We start from the raw sequence: 13,203 nt of genomic DNA, 5'->3' as shown, positions 1-13,203 counted from the left end.
CTGCAGAGGGATTGCGATGAAGCTAGAAATTCTGGGACTCTCAGTTCTTCTCGTGATATCCGTGGCTTTTGCGCTCAATTACTACTTCTACTCTGCTGATCTGGAGAAGAAACTCCTTAGTACTCAGAATGCTGCAAAAGAAGCTGAAAATGCCCTCAATACCACTAAGTCTAGGCTAGAAGAAGTAGAAATGAACTTGTCCAAGGCTGAACAGGAGCTTGAGAAAGCCAAAAGAGAGATAGATATTCTCAGGGGAAATCTCCTCAGGATAAATGAGTCCCTATTTCTGTGCATAAAAAATCTTTCAGGCTATGTAAACCTGTCAGGAGGAGTTAGAAATATGTCAAATGAGCTCCTATCGTGCAAAACTGAGCTATCTGCATGCAAATCTATTAATTCAAGGCTTGAGGAAGCTGATGTTCATGTTGTCCACTGGTGGTATGAGGGATCAGCAGGTTGTGCTGTCTGCGGAACATCCTCAGCTGTATTTCACATAGTTCTTTTCAACGCAGGATATAATGCGGCAACAAACGTCAGGATTGTGATAACACTTTATGACAGCAGGAACATCCCCATAAAGACAGCCACAGTTTACGTTGGCTCGATTGACGGAAGAACTGGGAAGGTGGTGGATCAGACTGTGACCTACACAGGTGCTTTCCAGAGGGCGGATGTTAGCTGTTATTGGAACTGAACTGTCAAGGGCAAATTAGCCTCTATCAGCAGGATAAATTTGAAGGGAAATGAAGCTGCTTTCATCTCTGATAGCTAACATTTTATCACATGGTTCTTCTTAAGTGCGAGCTATCTCAACAACTCTCCTCTCGGGAACCTTGAGAACTTCCATTAGAATATCTCCAAACATCTTACTTGCATCAAGTATTTCTATTTCAACAATTTTATTTTCTTCATCATAATTTATTATCACTTGATCATATTCCTCAGCATGATGTATCTGTTTATCCCTAATTAATATGTCTAGGATGTCGCCCTCTCTGTCATATTTTATTCTCATTTATACCTCTCCCTCCTACAGGGATAAACCGTGATGACTAGGATCTTCTCATTTTCTTCGTACACAATCCTTAATACTAACTCACCAGTTAATAAACCTTGCGCAATTCTCCTTCCATAACGGCCATAGACAATCTTCTCGGGATTTCTAATAATTTCTAGAACTTTCTCCTTAGTAACACCTAAACCCATCAATCGCTTAAGTTTCTCTTTTGCGTGTGCAGTAAAGTCTATTTCTTTAATTCCCATGCTTAACCTCCCATGCTGATGAGAAAATCTGTATCAATTAGAACCTGTTTCAACGTCATCCCTCAGTTTTGAAACGAAATTCCTTTTATCAGCAGTTTCTCTCAGAAAGTTTTCTACTTCCCTTTGCCTTTATCGTTGTGTTCAGCAGTTCATCCCATGTTCTTTCTCCTCTAAGCATTTCAAGCTTCCTTTTAAGCTCGATGTTTATCGATATTATTCCTCTCCTCATATGTTCATGTATTCATGAATGCAATATAAATTTATCCAGCTTTCTACTGTGGCTTCAAAAGTTTGTTGTTATTGAACAAATCAACGATGCCGACTATATACTTCGGAGGGACTTCTTTCACCAGATATATCCCCTTTCCGGCTTTTCTCACCTCAAATCCGTCATTTATCATGGCTTTTGCATCTATCTTGAGGATAACAACATCTCTCCCATGTCTTCTAGCCATGCTTAGAGCATCCTCTATGGAGGATGAGAGATGCGCATACCTCCTCTTTCCCGGCTTTATTCCCTGATCCCTTATCATTTTCCAAGCTCTTAAAGTGGTTCCATGATATAGAATCTCGACATCCTTTGTCGGAGTGCCCGCTTCAACATCGATGCTGTGGCCATATGTAGCTCTTATTCTCCCATCCTTTATCTCAAATCTCCCCTTCTCATCGATCTCCACAACCTCCACTATGTGCTCAGGTCTCACCCATTCATATCCTCTTCTTGTTGCGATTCTTCTTGCAAGCTCCTCCACTGTTATGCTTGAGAATCCTTTGTTATCAAGCGTCATTCCAACAGAGGATGGATTATGCCTTAGAATGTAGGAAAGTAGTTTGCTCAACCTCTCCATTCTTGAGTTCTTCACAATCTCTCTTGGATAAAAGTGGCTTTAAAATTAACTATGCGGAATAAGAAGCCGAATGTTTGTTCCTTGCTCATATGTTTTGCAGAAGGTCTGAGTACTTCTCCATCCTCATCTTTTTTCCCTCCTGCTGGACAAGCCATGTCATCCAGCAGAGCTCTATAGGTCTGTATCCACAGCTTATTGCGATGTTTTCAGCTTTTCTGATGAATTCTATATCATCCTCAACAGGCTCCATTCCAGCCTCCCTGAGAATTCCGTTTATAACCCTCTTCACTATCTTATCGGGCATCACTGTATCTATTCCGCCCATCATCCTGAGGTACTGAAATGTGACGATTCCCACACCTTTTATCCTTCCTATGGGATCATCCCTCCAGCTCTCCAGCTTTGAGCTGCTTGCCCACCTTCTTATTGCCCTTCTATCATCCTCATCCAAGGTGGAAAGATAAAAAGCAATGTTCTTTGCCATTTCCCATGATCTCCTGTTTTTCCACACCGATCTCAGTTTCTCAACATCACAATGGGCCAGATCACTCAGCCTCTTTATCTCGCTGAACCTCTCCTTAAACTCAATCACCTTTGGCACGACTGCGGTGAAGTAGTTCAGTCCTATCGATGTGAAAGCAGCATCAACAACCATTAGAACAACGCTTCCTCCCCATCTCTCAGTCCTAAGGCATCTATCGCAGTGCTCCTTTAGACCTGGCACTTTTGACATGTAGTTGTCCACGATCTCCTTCAGGGAGGGCACGTTCAGCTGGAGCTAGGACTAAAAGATAAGCAATCGGTTTACATCTGAGTATTTTGAATATTTTAAGTAGCTTCAGTCCACTGGCTGCCTCTTGTCATCAATCTTTGTGATAATTTTTCAGGATCCCTGAGGATCCACTTAGTTGGAGAGATTATAGCAGAGGCCTTCTCTGTTAAAGAAGTTGAAACTCTTAGAAAAGCGGGAAGTGTGAGGATAAATATGTAAAGGAGCCCATAAATTCCTCTTAGATTATGATTACTGCAAGACAATAATCAGCTCCAAAAGATGTTGCAAAAGAGATGTGGAGAATTGCAGAGGAAGTGATATAGAGCTTTCTAGGTGAGGAGATTTGACCGTTCTAGACTGCTATGACTTTAAATAAATTTAGACTTCAACTTCTGCTTCTAGTAAAGTTTTTAAGATTCCCCTTTCTTGTATTAGGGGGTATCTATGGCGAAGAAAGTCCTGATAATAGCTGGAGATGGTGTTGAGGCCCAGGAGATCTTTTATCCATACTACAGGCTGAAGGAGGCTGGATATGAGGTGGATGTAGCTGCTCCATCGAAAAAAGATGTTCTCTTCACTGTTGTCCATGACTTTGAGCCGGGATGGGAGACCTACAGCGAGAAGCCCGGATACAGATTTCCATGGGTTTCCAAGGCGTTTAAGGACGTGAAGCCGGAGGAATATGAGGGCCTTGTGATACCAGGAGGGAGAGCTCCTGAGTTCATAAGGACCTATCCCGAGCTGGAGAAGCTGGTCAAACATTTCTTTGAGAAGAATAAACCCGTTGCAGCTATATGTCATGGCCCATTGGTTCTAGCTGCATATGGCCTGCTGAAAGGCAGGAAAGCGACAAGCTACATAGCTGTTAAGCCTGATGTGGAGACAGCTGGAGCAAAATATGTTGATACTGAGGTTGTGGTGGACGGAAATCTGGTGACCAGCAGGGCATGGCCAGATCTTCCAGCATTCATGAGGGAGTTTCTGAAGCTATTAAAGTGATAAAAAGGCGGTAATAGAATCCACCGTCCCAACTTTTTTATTTTTATAAATATAGTTTAATATACTGTCTTAACTAAGATAAAAATTGTAGAAAGCAAATTTTCTGTATTATGGCTTTTTGTGCTCTACCAAGTTCTTTAACAAGTGTTCTCTTGCTCTCCAGACCTCCAAACCTGCTATGGAGCCATCCTCAGATATCTCCACAAAAAGATCATCTGCTATCTCTACGGTGTCCTTTAGGGGGCCTTCCTTGATGAGTATGTAAAGTATGTCTGCCTCTGGATCAAAGCGGACCTTCATCTCACCCTTAACCATCTTCCCCTCTCCTCCCTGCTGCTGATTATCTCTCAATGTTGCTTGTGTCTAGGACACTTATAACCGTTTCAGCTGATTGTGCTTTTCGTATATTATGATAAGCCAGTGTCCGGGTTTTGTTCTCGGGCCTATACACACGGTATACCCAGTAAGTATATCGAGATATGTCATTACTGGGTTATTAAGTATTTCTTCCACCTCCTTTTCATCTATAACTCTTTCCTTAAGCCTATTTTTAGCATGCTCAGTTAGTTCGAAGCTTGTTCTGTCTGAACGTTTCATAATACCCGTAATCCCTGTAACTGAAAAGCTTTTAAACTTGGTTTTTGATTCACTTATATAAATGATGAGAATGAAGATGTTTCATTTTATATAAGCTAAATTTAATTTATTTAAATAAAGAAATTTCTAATTAAATATTATAGAATCTATTTAAATGCACTATATATGAACTCTACACCGAAAAATATCAGGACAAAGCTAAGAATTCCCATTATCACCTTAAGGGCAGGCTCGTTCAACCTGCTTCCTTTGTAAAATATGTAGGCTATGAAGACAAGCCATGCAAAGTCCATCCAGACATGAAGAATATACATGAACAGCACCCCCAGCGGGAATAGCTGCATGGAATCCATCACGAGCTTTGTCCCCACTGTCAGCCACCACACTATGAAGTACGGGTTAAGAGCAGTTAGCATTATTCCTGCTAAAAATGCATTTCCCTTGCCCTCAGATATGTCTATACTCGCTTTTCTCAACGATCTAAGCTGGGTAAAAGCAAAGTAAAGCAGAAAGATTCCTCCTATCAGGGAGAGAATTGATCTGAAGCTCTGTGCAACAATAGAAACACCCGCTGCTATCAGAAGAACTAGAGGGAGCTCGAATGTCATGTGACCAAGTGATATCAGAAATCCAGCTTTCTTCCCGCTTTTAATTCCAAGGCTGGCAGCGGATACAGTTAACGGTCCTGGAGATAGCGCTCCAGATAGTGTTATTGCCTCTACTTCCATTATGAATGCGAGGATATCCATAAGCCAGCGCTCAAGCTATCCTTTAAAATCTAATGGACATTGATTCCTGTCCTTTTGCGATCTCTAATAGTAAACTTTATATTTTCTGGGATCTATATTTAGTATGTCAGTCATAGAGAGGGTGAAAACTGGGGTTCCGGGACTCGACGAGATCCTCAGAGGGGGAATTCCGAGGAGGAATATGGTCCTCCTAGCTGGAGGTCCTGGAACTGGGAAGACAATACTTGGCCAGCAGTTCCTCTATCACGGGCTCATGAACAATGAACCTGGCATCTACGTTGCCCTCGAGGAGCATCCTGTTCAAGTGAGGATAAACATGCAGCAATTCGGCTGGGATATCAGAAAATATGAGGAAAGAGGGGAGTTTGCAATAGTGGATGCATTTACTGCAGGCGTGGGAGAGGCTGCGAAGAGGGAGAAGTATGTCTGCCCATCTCCCGATGACTTTCCAACGCTCATAGATCTGATAAAGCAGGCGATAAAGGAGATAGATGCCAAGAGAGTTGTGGTTGACAGCGTCACGACTCTCTACATAACTAAACCTGTTGTGGCAAGAGGAATAGTGCTGCAGCTGAAAAAGGTGCTTTCAGGCCTTGGAACAACATCCTTCCTAGTATCTCAGGTAAGCGTCACGGAGAGAGGATTCGGAGGGCCTGGAGTGGAACATGCAGCTGATGGAATAATAAGGCTTGATCTGGATGAGATAAACGGGAAGCTCTACAGGAGCATAATAGTCTGGAAGATGAGAGGGACCGCTCACTCAATGTCCAGACATCCGTTTGAGATAACGGATAAAGGTATTATAATAGATCATGAGAAGAGTTTGAGCTTGGGGAGGTGATAATATGGGGATAAGCCTTTCTCCTATCGGTAAGGAGGAGATAAAAAATCTGGAGACAGCTCTTTTAGTTGAGACGTTATTTAGGAAGGAGGTCTGGGAGGAGATAAAAAATCCATCCGAGAGACTTACATGGCTCACATCCCTTGGGATAGCTGCTGGAGCTCTTGCTAGGGAGAAAGCGAAGTTAACAATAAAGCAGATAGCTGAGGAGCTCGGAGTGACTGAGGCGACAGTTAGGAGCCATCTTTCAGGGAAGACAAAAGCAGGACAGCTTGTGAGGGAGACTTACGAGAAGTTCCTCAAGGAAGGAGTTGCGTTCAGAGGATTTGAAAAAGTGGTGCAAGTGGAGGAGATAAAAAAGGCATTGGATGAACTGGCATCGAGCATAGAGGCTGTCAGCAAGAAGATAGAGGAGATAAAGAAGATGTTAGGGTAAAAACTAAGCCAAAACTTCCTACATTTTAAACCCTCTATTTATTTTGCAATAAATATTTTGTCTTGCTAAAGCTTTCAGATATTTCTTAATTAATAACAAGCTTCATTGATAAAGCTTAATAAGGATGATCAGTGCGGGATCAAAATGAATGCAGAAGAGCTTGTGAGAAGGATATCAAGAGGAGAGAATCTGCACACAGAGTTCAAAGAAAATGTGGAAAATCCTGAGAGTCTGGCCAAATCTATAGTGTGCTTTGCCAACACTGATGGAGGACAGATAATAGTGGGAGTATCGAGGAATGGAGAGATAATCGGCGTGAAGGATCTGGACTACTTGGAGAGGCTGGTAGATGATGTTGCATTTAATGGATGTGAGCCTCCTGTCACGGTTGTGGTGGAAACAGTCGAGGTTGAAGGAAAAAAAATAGTCCTAGTTATAAATGTCCGTTCTGGTCTAGCATTAACTTTCATCCCTTCCCTTATTGGGCCTTCGGGGTGAACGGATGAAGACCCCACATCTCTCAGTTTAAGGAGGTTCCTCACTGCTATTACATCTCTATCCTCCTCCAGCCCACACTTAGGGCACCTCATAAGCCTGTGCCCATTCGGGCTTAGCTTTTCCCTACATATCGGGCAAAGGGTTGAGGTACCCCTTGCATTTACGTAAACAACATTTAAACCTGCCAATTTAGCCTTATATTCGATAATTTTCTGGAGCCTTCTGAAGCTCCACCTGTGCAGCCTGCCGTTAACTGCCCTTGAATATCTGATTCTCCTCCTTATGTTTGTAAGCCTCTCCAAGATTATCGTTGTTGCATTATCTTCTCTGGCTTTTTCCACTATTTTGTCCGCAAGCTTGTGGTAGATATCCTCAATCCTCCTTTTCTCTCTTCCCCTGTATTTCTCCATCAGCATTTCCCCTCTTGATCCAAGCTTGAGTTGAATTCTCTTTCTCTTAAGAAAATAAGCCGTCCTTATCGCCCTTTCCTCAGTTTTAAAGTTCACTATTCCCTCTGTTGATCCAAATGCTACATTATTTTCATTTATGTCCACAGCTATTGCCTTATTATCCTGCTCCATTAACTTCACAGTCTTGGAAAAACAGATGTTCAAATAGAATTCATTGTTTTTCCTTAAGATCCAAGCTTCTCCTGCTTTCATATCCTTGAACTTCTCATGGTATGTCCCATGAAGAAGCTTCACCCTTATCCTTCCATGTTCAGTCGCTATTGAGGCCTCCCATCTCTCCAGATCCAGGCTGAATAGATGGTCATCAAGCATCAAAACTTGTTTCTTAAAGTATGGCTTCTCTGCTTTCGCTAAGCCTCTTCTCTTTAGCTTTCTGAAGCTTCTGTAGATTGAGCAGGCCATCTGGCAGGCCGTGTATATGTAGTGAGATGGAAGGCTTGGGTACTTCATCCTCATCTCGTAGTACTTCTCTGCCTTCAGCCTCTTGAAGCTCGTGATCCCCTTCATCCAAGCAAAGTCAAGTAGCTGGTTTAAGACCTCTCCATACATCGAGAAAAGGCTCTCTGGGATAGATCCATTCAGTTTAAAGCTTGCAGTGAGCTTAACAGTCTCTAATGGCACTTTTTACACCCTCACGACCTTTCTGTAAAGCTTTTCAGGCATTGGGTTATTTAAGTGACTCAAGTTTATAAAGTTTATGCTAGAAAGAAACAGTTTTCTGACCCCAATAAGAATTCTAATATTCAGCAATAGAGTTGAGTTTCACAGCCCGGGAAGGCTTCCAAACACAGTTAGCATAGAGAGCATCAGGATGGGGGCAAGCCATGTGCTCAGAAACCCCAGAATTTACAGCTTCTTCGTAAGGATGGGTCTTGTAACAGATATTGGAAGCGGTGTAGCTAGGATAATAAAACTGGTTAAGGAGAGCACTGGAAAGGATGTGATCCTTGAGGAGACGGAGGGAGAGTTCATCTTAGTGATGCCGAGAAGAGGTCAGTGAAAAACAGCTGGTGTGAAAGAAGTTCGAGAACCTCGAGTTAAAAATCTTTTTATTGTACTGTTCTTCAGAAGCCCTATGTTTGCCAGAACTAAGGAGATTCTTAAGAAGGCAAGAACCATATGGGCTCTTGATCACGCATCCAGCTTGATGGACTGGGATCTAGAGGTGAACATGCCTGTAGAAGGGGTGCAGGAGAGGGGAATAGCGGCATCTGAAATAGCTGTCCTGAGGCAGAAGCTTCTGCTCGATGAGGAGCTCTCAAGCCTAATAGAGAAGGCTGAAAAGGAGGAGCTGGATGATTATGAAAGAGGGCTTTTAAGGGTGCTGAAAAGGGAGATAAGAATAGCTAAATCGCTTCCTCCAGACCTAGTTCAGGAGCTGACAAGGGTCACTCAGGAGGCGAAGGTTGTCTGGAGGGAGGCGAGGGAAAAGGATGATTACAGCAAGTTCAAGCCGTATTTGGAGAGGATAGTGGAGCTTGAGAAAAAAGTCGCTGACTTCTTGGGGTATGAAAAACATCCATATGATGCCCTTCTTGATCTTCACGAGGAGGGGCTGAAAACAGATGATGTGCAGAGGATATTCTCCTCCCTTGAACCGGGAATAAGGAAAGTCCTGTCCAAAATAACGAATTTCTATGGGAAGCACTGGCTTGAGGAACAGAGATACGATGTAGAGGCGATGAAACTCCTGAACTTAGAGGTTTTGAGAATTCTGGGGTATCCCTTAGGAAGCAGATCTAGGATAGATGTGTCAGCTCATCCGTTCACCATACACATGGGCATAAGGGATGTGAGAATAACCACTAGATACGAGGGATATGATTTCAAGAGGAGCTTCTTCAGCACACTTCACGAGTTCGGTCATGCTCTCTATGAGCTTCAGGTGGATGATTCGCTGATGGCAACTCCTCTATCAAAAGGAGTTAGCCTTGGAATACATGAAAGCCAATCCAGGTTCTGGGAGAACATGATAGGCAGATCAATTGAGTTTGTAAGGGGAGTTGAAAATATTCTTAAGGATAAACTGGGCTTTCTGAGGGATGTCCCTGCAGAGGAGATCTACAGGTACTTCAACATTGTCAGGCCGAGCTTGATAAGAACAGAGGCTGATGAAGTCACATACAACCTCCATATAATACTTAGATTTAAAATAGAGTTCGGAATGATAGACGGAAGCATAAAAGTGGATGAGATACCGGAGGAGTGGGACAACCTGATGGAGGAGCTCCTCGGGATAAGGCCAGAAAGCTACAGAGATGGTGTGCTTCAGGACATACACTGGAGCATGGGGGATATAGGCTACTTCCCCACCTATACACTGGGAAATGTGATATCAGCCCAGATAAGGGAGCATATGATGAGGGAGATCCCAGATCTTCACGAGAAGGTGAGGAAAATGGATTTCGAGCAGGTGAAGGAATATCTGAAGGAGAGGATACACAGATGGGGGAGTGTTTACAGCCCAAAGGAGCTGATAAAGAGGAGTTTTAAGGAGGAGATAAGGCCAGAGCCCTTCCTCGATTACCTTGAGAAAAAGTACTTATCTGTACATCAGAACTGAGTCCCCTATGCTTAAGCTGAGGGATTCAGCCACAACAGGACACTTGACCATTAGCATGTAGAATATGCCTTTAAACTCGCTTAGCACCTCATAATTTCCCTGCCCCTTCGATATCGTTATATCGTGATCTTTAATCCATCTCAGAACCTCATCCGATCTCCTGTCCGGTCCTGTCCCGGGCTCTCCGTTGCTGACAGTCTTAAGCTCAACTCCATCTATTTTTACATATCTGAAGTCTTCTACAGTGGCATCGTTTATTAAAGGCCCTCCCTTGACGACAAAAGTGATTTTGAAGTCTTTTAACTCAAGAAGAGTTTCTATCAGGAGCTTGTCGAAGACTATCTCCCCCGCATTATCGGCAAAGTATAGGATCGACCTTGATCTGCTCAGCATATTTCTGAAAAGATCGTAGTGATCAACTGCAAGATCAGAGCTGAGAACTTTGTTTAAAGTGCCCTCAAGATCGTATGATGATAGAGCTCCAAAATCAACTATGTTCCCGGCTATTGCAATTTTGACAGCAGTTCTTACTGGATCCTCGCTTTTTCTCACAAGCTCCTTGCAGTAGGGATAGAGAGATAGGGCTTTGTCATTGCTCTCCTTCTTCACATTAGCATATGGATCCCCTCCTGCGAACTCCCTTATTATCTTTTGAACCCCATAGTCGATCTCAGGTGGAGTTTTATCCCAGCTAATTGAAAGAAGGTGCGAGATAACTTTCCTCAGGGCCCCCTCTATCCTGCTGTCATCAAGGGAGAGGAGCCTCAATGCCTGTATTGTCTGCCTCTGGAAGCATGGTATGCAATCGGGCTTGACTCTCATATGCTGCAGTACACCATCCAAATATAAGCTGAGGTCATTCTTCTTCTAATGCAGTATTTATGCTGTAGCAGAGATATTCAAAGCAGAATCATGAGGCTGTTGTGGCATCTGTTCTGGAGGAAGCCCTAAGGTAGGCTTCGGAGGGATTGCTAAGAAGATAACCGAGGGGAAGAGGCTTACAAGCATAGACGTGATAATCCTCCTTCTTGACCAGATGAACAAGAGAATAGATGATACAAATAAGAGAATTGATGAGATAAAGGAGGATCTGGGATTGCTTCACCAGGAGGTATCCTCCATAAAGTCCGACATAATAGCCTTGATGAGGGAGAAGCTGAAGACAGGCTGATTTTTAGCAATTTTAGCAGATTAATATTTATAATCTGAGAATCTAAAGAGATATATATTAACTTTGTGGATAGCATTGCATAGCTTCTCAATGTGCTAGAGAATAAAAAAGGCAATTAAAGGCTTAAAAATCTGTAAAAGTTAGTAGGTGATGAGGAGTTGGACTCATCAAGCTTCATGAGGCGAAGGAAATCCTCACGAGAGCCTTTCTTGAGCTAGGAGATGCGCACACTCCTGAAGATCAGCACCTTTATCGGATCGATGCCCAAGGTGAAGGCAGCAGAGTACGCTAGGGAGAGGAGAGAAGCAGATAGGGGGATCCGCTCTACTACTATTCCAACTGTTCCCAGCAGCAGAAAAACAGCTATGATCACCAAGACTGATGCTATTAACTCCCTTCCTGGCCTGCTTTTCCAGAAGTACCTTCTTTCCCTCACTAAAAGGACTCTGAACTGGCTTGTGAAGACCATAATGAGCAGAATAAAGGTCTGCATCTTATTCTTGGGAAAGGAAAACAGCCTCTGGCCTATATAAATAGCTATAAGAGCCTCTATCAGTAAGAGAATACCTAGGACAACAGATGATACCATTATGTTCCTTATATTCCACTTGTTTGGGTTCGATGTTGGCTCTGCGTTATCAGTGGCAAGCGACATCGTGGCAAAGTCATTGGCAAATATAAGCAGGGCCATGCCCATCAGAGTTAGAACATCATATCCGAGCCAGAACAGCCCTACAGCTAGGAGGAGAGTGAACTGAATCACCTTCGTCACCTTGTTGATTATCCATGTCAGAGCTCTCTGGTATACCTTTCTGCTCTGGATAATCACCTCAACTATCCCGCCAAGCCCAGGGGTGAGCAGCACCACTCCGGCTGATGCCTTAGCGACATCTGTTGCATTGCTTACCGCTATGCCGAGCTCAGCCTGTTTCAGGGCTGGAGCGTCGTTTACTCCATCTCCTGTCATCCCAACCATGTGTCCCTTTGCCTGTAAGCTTTTTACAACAGCATACTTGTCCTCAGGAAATACCTCGGCAAGGAAATCAGCTCTCTCAATCTCCTCCAAAAGCCTTGATTCATCCAACTTCCTCAGATCAGAGAGAGAAATACCTTTCTCCCCTATGCCCACAAGTCCAGCTATCTCCTTGGCTATAGGAAAGCTATCCCCAGTTATCATCTTCGGCCTGACATCGAGCTCCTTAAGTCTCTTGATGAGCTCAGCTGAGTCAGGCCTTGGAGGATCTGATAGGGCAATTATTCCAGCAGCTTCCAGAGGACCCCCTTCCTCCCCCTTTGCCACAAGCAGTGCCTTATATCCCTTTGAGGCCAGTTCATTTAACTTCTCCTCTATAAACTTTTTTCCATTTACGCACATCTCCAGAACTATCTGAGGGGCTCCCTTCACAACTCTGATCCTTTTTCCCTCGATCTCAACAACTGCTTCAGATCTCTTTGTGGACGGATCAAATGGGATAAAGGAAATGCGCCTTCCCCTGATATTCACTTTTCTAGCCCTGCTCACAATTGCTACATCTATTGGGTCCTTGGTCTCCTCGCTTGATGCGTAGAAAGCAAGCTCCAGCAGCTCATCCTCAGATAGATTGAGCGGGACAAGGGAGGAGACCTCCAAGGAGTTCATCGTTATTGTGCCCGTCTTGTCGAGGCAAAGCACATCCACAGAGGCTGCATCCTCAACTGTATCCAGCTTTGTCACCAGAACTCCTTTGGATGCCAGATACCTTGCTCCTGCTGCCTGCATTATGGTCATAACAGCTGGAAGGGCAACAGGGACGCATCCCATGAGGATCGCCACATCAAAGGTCAGGATCGATATTAGCTCGTTCTTGAGATGCATTACATAGGCAAGGATGGAGACAGCTATCATCACAGCAATACCCAAGTACATGGAGTATCTCGTGATCTGAAGCATTACCTCCTGCTGATGGGACTTCGGCCTTGCTATTCTTACTAGCTCTGCAGTCTTTCCGAAGTATGT

The 13,203-nt window shown here is 43.7% G+C and carries 18 protein-coding genes and 1 pseudogene; 8 read left to right on the top strand and 11 right to left on the bottom strand.

Translation table 11 applies throughout. The features are described from left to right. The first annotated feature begins 16 nt into the window (after positions 1 to 16). Positions 17 to 694 (top strand): hypothetical protein, encoded by a 678-nt coding sequence (locus D6D85_RS02195; protein WP_125670443.1) that lies wholly within the window; start codon positions 17 to 19, stop codon positions 692 to 694. Between the two features lie 99 nt (positions 695 to 793). On the opposite strand, the gene D6D85_RS02190 is transcribed toward D6D85_RS02195, so the two are convergent. From D6D85_RS02190 to D6D85_RS02175, 5 genes are all read right to left on the bottom strand, one after another. Further along, positions 794 to 1,015 carry a DUF2283 domain-containing protein gene (locus tag D6D85_RS02190; protein WP_125670442.1) on the bottom strand — a complete coding sequence of 74 codons (222 nt, stop codon included), beginning with the start codon at positions 1,013 to 1,015 and terminating at the stop codon, positions 794 to 796. Beyond that, positions 1,012 to 1,263, bottom strand: a complete 252-nt coding sequence (locus tag D6D85_RS02185; protein ID WP_125670441.1) for a DUF4258 domain-containing protein — start codon at positions 1,261 to 1,263, stop codon at positions 1,012 to 1,014. Before D6D85_RS02185 ends, D6D85_RS02190 begins: the two co-directional genes overlap by 4 nt. A gap of 88 nt (positions 1,264 to 1,351) precedes the next feature. Further along, the gene (locus D6D85_RS15980) at positions 1,352 to 1,492 is read right to left on the bottom strand and encodes a hypothetical protein (protein ID WP_161969635.1); all 141 of its coding nucleotides are present in this window, start codon (positions 1,490 to 1,492) and stop codon (positions 1,352 to 1,354) included. 43 nt (positions 1,493 to 1,535) lie between these two features. Beyond that, complete coding sequence (locus D6D85_RS02180) at positions 1,536 to 2,126, bottom strand: RNA 2'-phosphotransferase (protein ID WP_237558718.1); 591 nt, start codon at positions 2,124 to 2,126, stop codon at positions 1,536 to 1,538. Positions 2,127 to 2,196: 70 nt separating this feature from the next. Continuing rightward, complete coding sequence (locus tag D6D85_RS02175) at positions 2,197 to 2,877, bottom strand: hypothetical protein (RefSeq protein WP_237558717.1); 681 nt, start codon at positions 2,875 to 2,877, stop codon at positions 2,197 to 2,199. Positions 2,878 to 3,327: 450 nt separating this feature from the next. On the opposite strand from D6D85_RS02175, the gene D6D85_RS02170 reads away from it, so the two are divergent. Further along, positions 3,328 to 3,882, top strand: a complete 555-nt coding sequence (locus tag D6D85_RS02170; RefSeq protein ID WP_125670440.1) for a DJ-1/PfpI family protein — start codon at positions 3,328 to 3,330, stop codon at positions 3,880 to 3,882. Between the two features lie 108 nt (positions 3,883 to 3,990). On the opposite strand, the gene D6D85_RS02165 is transcribed toward D6D85_RS02170, so the two are convergent. From D6D85_RS02165 to D6D85_RS02155, 3 genes are all read right to left on the bottom strand, one after another. Further along, entirely contained in the window at positions 3,991 to 4,233 is a 243-nt protein-coding gene (locus D6D85_RS02165; protein WP_237558716.1) for a DUF2283 domain-containing protein, read from the bottom strand. 21 nt (positions 4,234 to 4,254) lie between these two features. Further along, a complete protein-coding gene (locus tag D6D85_RS02160; RefSeq protein WP_125670439.1) occupies positions 4,255 to 4,479 on the bottom strand; it encodes a DUF4258 domain-containing protein in 225 nt (74 codons plus the stop codon). A gap of 146 nt (positions 4,480 to 4,625) precedes the next feature. Beyond that, on the bottom strand, positions 4,626 to 5,228 hold the full coding sequence (locus tag D6D85_RS02155; protein WP_125670438.1) for a LysE family transporter: 603 nt from the start codon (positions 5,226 to 5,228) through the stop codon (positions 4,626 to 4,628). 103 nt (positions 5,229 to 5,331) lie between these two features. On the opposite strand from D6D85_RS02155, the gene D6D85_RS02150 reads away from it, so the two are divergent. The 3 genes and pseudogenes from D6D85_RS02150 to D6D85_RS17175 form a co-directional block, all read left to right on the top strand. Then, a complete protein-coding gene (locus tag D6D85_RS02150) occupies positions 5,332 to 6,069 on the top strand; it encodes a KaiC domain-containing protein (protein WP_125670437.1) in 738 nt (245 codons plus the stop codon). 4 nt (positions 6,070 to 6,073) lie between these two features. After that, positions 6,074 to 6,505: an ArsR family transcriptional regulator gene (locus D6D85_RS02145; protein ID WP_125670436.1), complete on the top strand. Its 432-nt coding sequence runs from the start codon at positions 6,074 to 6,076 to the stop codon at positions 6,503 to 6,505. 144 nt (positions 6,506 to 6,649) lie between these two features. Next, positions 6,650 to 6,892 (top strand): annotated as a pseudogene (locus tag D6D85_RS17175) (AlbA family DNA-binding domain-containing protein); the annotation flags it as partial. On the opposite strand, the gene D6D85_RS02135 reads toward D6D85_RS17175, so the two are convergent. Beyond that, positions 6,835 to 8,094 carry an RNA-guided endonuclease InsQ/TnpB family protein gene (locus tag D6D85_RS02135; RefSeq protein WP_237558715.1) on the bottom strand — a complete coding sequence of 420 codons (1,260 nt, stop codon included), beginning with the start codon at positions 8,092 to 8,094 and terminating at the stop codon, positions 6,835 to 6,837. The pseudogene D6D85_RS17175 and the gene D6D85_RS02135 overlap by 58 nt on opposite strands. A 76-nt stretch (positions 8,095 to 8,170) precedes the next feature. On the opposite strand from D6D85_RS02135, the gene D6D85_RS02130 reads away from it, so the two are divergent. Both D6D85_RS02130 and D6D85_RS02125 read left to right on the top strand, forming a co-directional pair. Beyond that, a complete protein-coding gene (locus D6D85_RS02130; RefSeq protein ID WP_125670434.1) occupies positions 8,171 to 8,473 on the top strand; it encodes an ATP-binding protein in 303 nt (100 codons plus the stop codon). 75 nt (positions 8,474 to 8,548) lie between these two features. Then, positions 8,549 to 10,036 (top strand): carboxypeptidase M32, encoded by a 1,488-nt coding sequence (locus tag D6D85_RS02125; RefSeq protein ID WP_125670433.1) that lies wholly within the window; start codon positions 8,549 to 8,551, stop codon positions 10,034 to 10,036. Here the strand turns inward: D6D85_RS02125 and D6D85_RS02120 are convergent. Beyond that, positions 10,016 to 10,858 carry a damage-control phosphatase ARMT1 family protein gene (locus D6D85_RS02120; RefSeq protein WP_125670432.1) on the bottom strand — a complete coding sequence of 281 codons (843 nt, stop codon included), beginning with the start codon at positions 10,856 to 10,858 and terminating at the stop codon, positions 10,016 to 10,018. The genes D6D85_RS02125 and D6D85_RS02120 overlap by 21 nt on opposite strands. 214 nt (positions 10,859 to 11,072) lie before the next feature. Here D6D85_RS02120 and D6D85_RS16945 point away from each other — a divergent pair, with 214 nt between their 5' ends. Beyond that, complete coding sequence (locus D6D85_RS16945; protein WP_272914406.1) at positions 11,073 to 11,207, top strand: hypothetical protein; 135 nt, start codon at positions 11,073 to 11,075, stop codon at positions 11,205 to 11,207. A gap of 214 nt (positions 11,208 to 11,421) precedes the next feature. Here D6D85_RS16945 and D6D85_RS02110 read toward each other — a convergent pair. After that, on the bottom strand, positions 11,422 to 13,203 hold a 1,782-nt coding region (locus D6D85_RS02110; RefSeq protein ID WP_125670431.1), incomplete at its 5' end, for an HAD-IC family P-type ATPase.

It is taken from the genome of Candidatus Methanodesulfokora washburnensis (genome assembly GCF_003947435.1).
Lineage (GTDB): Archaea > Korarchaeota > Korarchaeia > Korarchaeales > Korarchaeaceae > Methanodesulfokora > Methanodesulfokora washburnensis.
Note: the sequence above shows the minus strand (reverse complement) of the source record. Positions and strands in the feature narration are given on the sequence as shown.